The sequence below is a fragment of the Streptomyces sp. NPDC048461 genome (assembly GCF_055587105.1).
In genome coordinates this window covers 1-6900 of the sequence record NZ_JBVJGW010000063.1, presented here as the reverse complement: position 1 = coordinate 6900, position 6900 = coordinate 1, and the positions used below count along the sequence as shown (strand labels likewise).

4 protein-coding genes and 3 pseudogenes are annotated in these 6900 nt (G+C 67.0%); 4 read left to right on the top strand and 3 right to left on the bottom strand.

What is annotated here, in order from left to right; translation table 11 throughout:
* Positions 1 to 487: 487 nt before the first annotated feature.
* Positions 488 to 1057 (top strand): SMI1/KNR4 family protein, encoded by a 570-nt coding sequence (locus ACZ6S8_RS39405; RefSeq protein WP_469463203.1) that lies wholly within the window; start codon positions 488 to 490, stop codon positions 1055 to 1057.
* A gap of 29 nt (positions 1058 to 1086) precedes the next feature.
* Here the strand turns inward: ACZ6S8_RS39405 and ACZ6S8_RS39400 are convergent.
* Positions 1087 to 1586 (bottom strand): annotated as a pseudogene (locus tag ACZ6S8_RS39400) (helix-turn-helix domain-containing protein); the annotation flags it as partial.
* A 200-nt stretch (positions 1587 to 1786) separates the two neighbouring features.
* On the opposite strand from ACZ6S8_RS39400, the gene ACZ6S8_RS39395 reads away from it, so the two are divergent.
* Together ACZ6S8_RS39395 and ACZ6S8_RS39390 are read left to right on the top strand one after the other, a co-directional pair.
* Positions 1787 to 1993: a hypothetical protein gene (locus ACZ6S8_RS39395; protein WP_469463201.1), complete on the top strand. Its 207-nt coding sequence runs from the start codon at positions 1787 to 1789 to the stop codon at positions 1991 to 1993.
* A gap of 252 nt (positions 1994 to 2245) precedes the next feature.
* On the top strand, positions 2246 to 2713 hold the full coding sequence (locus ACZ6S8_RS39390) for a hypothetical protein (protein WP_469463200.1): 468 nt from the start codon (positions 2246 to 2248) through the stop codon (positions 2711 to 2713).
* A gap of 11 nt (positions 2714 to 2724) precedes the next feature.
* Here ACZ6S8_RS39390 and istB read toward each other — a convergent pair.
* Together istB and istA are read right to left on the bottom strand one after the other, a co-directional pair.
* Positions 2725 to 3518, bottom strand: a pseudogene (gene istB / locus ACZ6S8_RS39385) (IS21-like element helper ATPase IstB).
* A gap of 10 nt (positions 3519 to 3528) precedes the next feature.
* A pseudogene (gene istA, locus ACZ6S8_RS39380) lies at positions 3529 to 5147 on the bottom strand (IS21 family transposase).
* 60 nt (positions 5148 to 5207) lie between these two features.
* Between istA and ACZ6S8_RS39375 the strand changes: the two are divergent.
* Positions 5208 to 5459, top strand: coding sequence for a hypothetical protein (locus tag ACZ6S8_RS39375; RefSeq protein ID WP_469463199.1), 252 nt, complete (start codon positions 5208 to 5210; stop codon positions 5457 to 5459).
* Positions 5460 to 6900 lie beyond the last annotated feature (1441 nt).

Below are 6900 nucleotides of genomic sequence, written 5' to 3'. Positions count from 1 at the left end.
AGCCTTTCAGCGCCGATGGTACTGCAGGGGGGACCCTGTGGGAGAGTAGGACGCCGCCGAACAATTATTGTGGGAAAGCCCCGCACCTTATGGTGTGGGGCTTTTCTGCGTTCCGGACCCGTTTCCTCGGCTCAACAGCAGCTGGACGACGGCGCACCACTCATCCCTCAGCCGGCCATGACCGCGGGAACCCGCCGGAGACCCGGCCGCGACGGAAGCCCGGTTCGGGGCCGCCATGGAGACCAGCAGCAGCATCCTCGCCGACGCCCAGCGGGCGACGGGCCAGTGATCGTTTTCAGCTTCGCAACTTGCTTGAGTCCTGCAAGCTCGTCGGCTGGGCCCGCGGGGGCACAGTGGGTTGTCTGTGAAGTCGCGGACGGCCACTTCGCTGAGGGGCCGGCCCTGCAAGGTTCTCCTGCGGGTACTTCCCCAATCTCCGCAGTGGCGTAGTCGTACGGAGACATCCCTGTAGAGAGGGCAGAGGACGATGAGTGTGTCTGAGAGTTGGTCGCGTGTGATGAGTCTTCTTCGGGAGCACGCGCCGGCCGATCACGCAGATCTGCCAGGGCCCGCCACGGAGCAGACGCTCGCGGCAGCCGAGGTGCGGATGGGGATCTCCCTGCACGAGGACCTGAGAACGTGGCTGTTGCAGAACAATCTGGATCTGCCGGACGATGACGTCGATGACGAAGTGGCATGCTGCGGCTTCGCCGGGTTCCCCGACGAGGGCAGCTTCTTTCTGGGCATCCGGGCGATGGAAGGGCTCTATGCGAACCGCTCCATGCCCGGTGGATTCGACCCTGCGGACCAGCCGGACAATCCGTTCTGGCGTAACGAGTGGATCCCGTTCCTGTCGGACCAGGACGGCTGGATGGGAAAGTTCATCGATGTGCGGGACGGCCGCGTCGGCAGGTGGTTCGTAGGTGAGGTCACGGTCACGGGCGAGTACGAATCGATGGCCCAATATTTCGACTCCGTGGCGGAGACGCTGACAAGGATTGCCGACGGAAGCTACCCGGTCTGTCGGTTCACCGAAGGCCGACTTGTCTGGTCGTGAGACGGCGCCCCACTGGATGACGGTCGTCCGGCCCGGCGGAAGATCTGCAAGGACTCGAGTCGCGCGATGCTTCGTTCGACTGGCGTTCGTGCCACTCACACGGCTCGGTTGATTGTCTGCTGGGTTGTGGTGAGGCGCTGGCTGGGAAGCCGTCGGATGGGCGCGGTCACCCAGGGGCCGGCCCCGGTGTAGGCGCGGTCGGCGAGCACGGGGACGCCCTGGCGTTCGCAGATCGACGTGATCAGGATCCGGCTCGCGCAGGACCTGCAGCAGACCGGGTGCCCGGCGGGACGGGGGACGGGTGATCGACGACGGCCGTGACGTAGGCGTGGGCGGTCCCGACGGATATACGGGAGCCGGCCGGCGATCTGCGTGAGCGTGTCGTGCTGGCGCAGGTAGACCAGGCCGACGAGGGCGAGCTGGTGGGGCGGGAGCTTGCGGCGTCGGCCACCTCACGGGTGACGACGAGCATCGATACGCACTCGGCCAGAGCATGAGGCAGGTCGAGTGCGGCAGGCCTGGGAGCCAACGAGACTCCAGTGCTGCCGAGTTGAGTCGTCGAGCCTCTCCCTCAACGGCACGAGCGCCTCGTGCGTTGCGGGACACCAGCCCGTCACCCGATCGGTGGCCACTCTCAGAGAGCTCAGTGACCTGGGGCCGAAGGCGTCGAGAACGACGCCAGCTGGGGCATGGGAGTGCGATCCGAGCCGGCTGTGGGCGTTGGGGAGCATGCCGGGGGAGTACCAGCGTCTCGTCGGGGCCGTCCTGCACGGCCTGGTCGACCTGGCCTCGATGTCGATCGACCCCAAGGACGGCAGCCTCTACGAGGATCCGCAGCCGATGCGTATGCGCATCCATGAGGCCGAGCACCGGATGGTCTGCGACCAGACCATCCCGCACCGCAGCCGGGTCTACCGCAAGCGCGTAGACCTCTGACGCGCCCAAGCCGACCCATTACCGGGCGGTGGCCAGGACGTCGGGTGCGTGGCTGCGTAGGTGAGAACGAAGAACGGATGTCGGTGGGTTTCGGGATCATCTGATGCCGGGCCGGCTCTGGAGTGTTGCCGAGTTCTGGGAACGCCCCCTGACGCGTGTCGGGCGTCGGGTCCATGACCGGTGCAGCATCAGAACGTGCGATCGATAGCATCGCCTCGCGACGTTGCAGTGGCCTGACGAGGCGGGGAAGCTATGAGTGATGACGTCCTGTCGATCATCCCGAATGATCCGCAGTGGCAGCCGGATCGCGATGCGGTTGATCGCGTCATCGCGCTCGTCGAGGAACTGACTCCCGGGGTTGCCGACGGCGTGGACGTTGAGATCGACGTGATGTGGCACGACGTGGTGACCGCCGTCGACTGTGGAGAGAACCTGGAGAGGATCGGTTGCCCCTTGTGTCAGGCAGCCATCGACACGGAGTGGTGGGGCGACCTCCTTGAGGCTCACCGCGACGACGGGTTCACCACGCTCGCGATCGAGGTCCCGTGCTGTGGAGGATCAACCACTCTGGACGTGCTGGATTACGACTGGCCGTGTGGTTTCGCCCGTTTCGAGATCGCCATCTGGAACCCCGAACGTCTCTGGTTCAGCGAGGACGAGCTCACGGCACTGGCGGACCGACTGGGCCATCCGGTGAAGCAGATCCGGGCCCACATCTGAACTTCCGCAGGTCAGCCGAGTGCCTGCTGCTCGGCGCGTGCTCGGGTGGTGGCGAGACGGTAGGAGTCGGTTTCGGCCTCGATGATGTTGCCGCCGAAGGTAAGGCGGTCGACGATGGCCGCGCAAAGACGAGGGTCGGTGAAGGTCTTGGTCCAGCCGGAGAACGACTCGTTGGAAGCGATGGCGACGCTGTTCCTTTCCTCCTGTTCGGTCAGAACCTGGAAGAGGAGTTCGGCGCCGCGGCGGTCGAGTTCCATGTAACCGAGCTCGTCGATGCAGAGGAGATCGACGCGGCCGTAACGGGCGGTGGTCTTGGTCAGCTGCTTCTCGTCGGCAGCCTCGACGAGCTCGTTGACCAGCTTCGTCGCCAGGACGTACTTGACTCGGTAGCCGGCCATTGCGGCCTCGGTGCCCAGTGCGATCAGCAGGTGGGACTTGCCGGTGCCGGAGTCGCCGATCAGGCAGAGGGGCAGGCCCTTCTTGATCCATTCGCACTTGGCGAGGGTGTGGATCATGGCGGCGTCGATGTTGGGGTTGGCGTCGAAGTCGAACTTGCGGAGTGCTTTGTCGCGGGGGAACCCGGCCGCCTTGATGCGGCGTTCGGAGCGTCGGCGAGCCCGGTCGTCGCACTCGGCGAGGAGGAGTTCGGCGAGGAAGCCGAGGTAGGACATCTGCTCGCGTTCGGCCTTCTCTGCGAGCTCGGAGAACTGGAAGCGGATGGTGGGCAGCCGGAACATCCTGCATGCCTGATCGACGGCGGTGGTGGCGGCCTGCTCGTGAGTCCTCGCTGGCGGGGAAGTGACACGACGTTCGCCTCAAGGGGTGGGGCGGTCGGATCGGCGGAGCCGCAGGAGCTGGTCGTAGTGGGGAACGGAGGGCAGTGGCCCCTTGTCGGGCGGCAGACGGGCCCGAACGGCAGCGGGCAGCGGAGCGATACCGGGGGGACTTCCAGGGACGACCGGCTGTGCGGGCTCCTCGGGCTCGGCGTCGGCCTCCTTGCGGGCCTCCAGGGCGAGTACGTCCGCGGTCAACGCGCCGGATTTCAGGGCTGCGCCGAGGCCGGTGATCAGGTGTTCGTGGGGCAGGTGGCGGCTGAGGAGGAGGACTTCGATGAGGGCCCGGGTGCCCTCTCGCTCGCCGTGCGCTTTCACCGCGGCTTGCACCAGGCGTCGCGGATGGGTGTGAAGCGGCCGGCGGCGCGGGCCTGGTCGAGGGCGGTGGCGCCTGGCAGGGCACCCGGTTTGCGGATCAGGGCTTCCAGGTAGTGGTCGAGTTCGAGGCGGGTAGCGCCGCGGGCGTTGAGCCGTTCATGCCGGGCGGCTTCCTCACGGCCCTCGTAGAGCACCAGCTCAGAGGCGTGCAGCATGACGCGGACGGTCCGCCCGATCAGGCGGACCGGCACTGAGTATCGGTTCATCCGGACGCAGATCTGGCTGTAGCGGTCGACCCGCGGAGTGGAGAGCCGGCCCGTCTCGAAATGCTCCTCCGGCAGGGGCACCAGCAGCGGCTGCTCGGCCGCGAAGTACTCGCCGATGGTGCGGGGCCGGGACCGGATGCGGCGGGCGTCGTCCTCTTGGTCCCACCGGTCGATCATCGCGTTGAGCTCGGCGAGCGTGTCGACTTCGGGGACGGGGACGAGGTGGTTGCGGCGGAACCAGCCGATCTGGCCCTCGACTCCGCCCTTCTCGTGGACGCCGCGGATGCCGGGTTGGCAGTAGAAGGCTTCCAGGCCGTAGCGGGACCGGAAGGCGGTCCAGCGTTCGGCTTCCACTCGGCGGCGTGAGAGGCCCAGCACCTGGGCGACGGCGGCCCTCAGGTTGTCGTAGCGGACCTTCCCGGTCGGCACCCCGCCCAGCACGTTGAGAGCGTGGACGTGGCCCTCGATGAACGCCTCCGGGCCCGCCGAGGCAAAGATGCGGTGGACGGCTTTCCCCGAGTACGACAGCCGGAACGCGAACAAGTAGCAGGTAACCAGCTCGCCGGCCAGCTTGACCGTGACGTCCCCGAAGTCGACTTCGGCCTCGGCGCCGGGCTTGTGGGTCTGCGGGACGAAGGCATCGACGACTCCCTTGCCGGCCTGCAGCCGGATCTCCTCGCGACGGGCAGCGACGTATCCGCGGACCATCTGGTAGGAGATGTCGACGGCGTCGTGCTCGTTCAGCAGCCGGTCGTAGATCCGCTTGACGGTGTGCCGCTGCTTCCGCGGCGCGGTCAGATCCGCCGTGAGGAAACCGTCGATCACCTGCCTGTAGACGTCGAGCCGTGTCTCCCGCGGACGCATCTTCTTACGCGGCTCCGGCAACGCCGACACCAGAGCCCGCTGTACGGTCTCGAAGCCGACGCCGTACTTCCGCATGACCGCCCGCAGCGACATGCCGGTCCTGGCGTCACGGCGGATCGCCGCGTACAGATCGACCTTGGACTTCGGCAGCATCCCGGCCCCCCCATCGTGCAGAGCACAACCAGGGTCCCGAGTGGTGACAGCGGGAACATCGTGGCTCGCGCCGATGCAGGTGTGGAGTGGACGGCTGGCTTCGCGCATCTGGACCCGGTGGAGTTCCCGACGCTCTGGGCCCTGACGCCGTATGGAGATGCGGTCTTCAACGAGCGGCAGCTGCCGCGTCTGCTGTCGGAACTCGACGGGATTTCTGCCGACCTGGGCGGTGACTGGGTCGGGGAGGCCCGCGGTCTGTGCCAGGTCGTCGAGCGCGGGATGCACCTGTATCTGTGGTTCATCGGCGACTGACGTCGGTCAGTCGCCGATGGCTCCCCAGGTGTTGTCTGCTGCCGGCCCAAGGCTTGCCAGGCGAGGGTGCCGTTCTGGACGGCGCGGGCCTCATCCGCGCGGACGACCTGGCCGACGGGTTTGCTGGCCGCGATGAACTCCAGGATGGAGACCATGTCGTCCTCGGCGAAGCGCCCGACCACAGCCGCGAGCCCGAGGGCCTGATCGATTCGGTCGCGGCCGGGGCCTTCTTCAGCCAGAGTCCGGCTCACGGGCCGATGCCCACGGACGCAACGTCCCCCTCCGAGCGTGGTCGGGACAGTGCGCATTGATCTGCGGGACGCCAGGTGTGGACAACTGGTGACGCCAGACATCAGGCAGGTCAGCGGAACTGGTGCGGGCCGAGATCGGAGCACCGCATTGAAGCTGACGGTGCGGTCCGAGCCGACCACCCGCTCCTCGCCAGCTCGAGCGCCAGCGGCTCCGATGGCAGGACGTTCGTGCAAGGTGGAGCGTTCAATATCGAGCCGGTCCGCTGGGACCTGCCCGGTCACCCGGTGCCGACGCGTGTCCGCGCTGTCGATCCAGATCAGGCGGGTGTCCGTCAGGTCCGCGAAGGTGTCGTAGGCCGACCGCGGGTTCGCCTCGCTGGGGACCAAGTCGGCCTTCGCGATGCGGCGGTCTGTACTGCGGGGCCCGGGTCACGGGGCTGGCGGGGCTCGGCCTCGTGACCGGGCAGTGGCGCGGCACCTTGCACGGCGCGGTGCGCCGAGGGTTCTGGACGGGAAGGTGACCCAGGCCTGGTCGTCTTCGTCGGGCTGGCTGACGACGAAGCTGGTGTCCGATCCGTTGAGGTCGTCGAACAGCATGGACAGGCCGCCTTCGGAGGGGGCGTCCATACGGTCGCCGCTCTTGCTCTCGGCCTGGTGGTACGCAGCTGCCCTCGGCCGCGAACCTGGCGAACGGGTCGCGACCGCTCGGTTCCGCTGCAGCCGGCCGATGCCGCGCGCGACCGCGCGCTTGGCCCTGCACCAGCTCGCTGCCCTGCGGCGGAGACGCCACAGACCGTCAGGCACGCACCGTACTTGGGTGGCGGAGCACGCCACGGGGCACCGGCCCGCGGGGCCTGCAGTGCCGCGGTTCGACTGCTCTGGCCACCTGCTGTTCCCCGTTTTGACACTGTCGCGACCCAGCTTGTAGAGTCAAACGGTTGCCTCGAACTGGACAAGTTCGGCAGCCCCACCCCTCAAGGAACGCATGTTCCATGTGGGGTGCATTCGACTCCTAGGAATCTGAAGCCGGGAAATCCGGTGGAAATCTTCTGATAGAGTCGGACTCGCCGGAAAGGGAAGCGCGAAAGCGAATATCTGGAAAGCAAATCCCGCTTCGACCGGGAATCGGACACGAAAGAGTCTGATAGAGTCGGAAACGCAAGAACAGAACGAAAGCCCGGAGGAAAGCC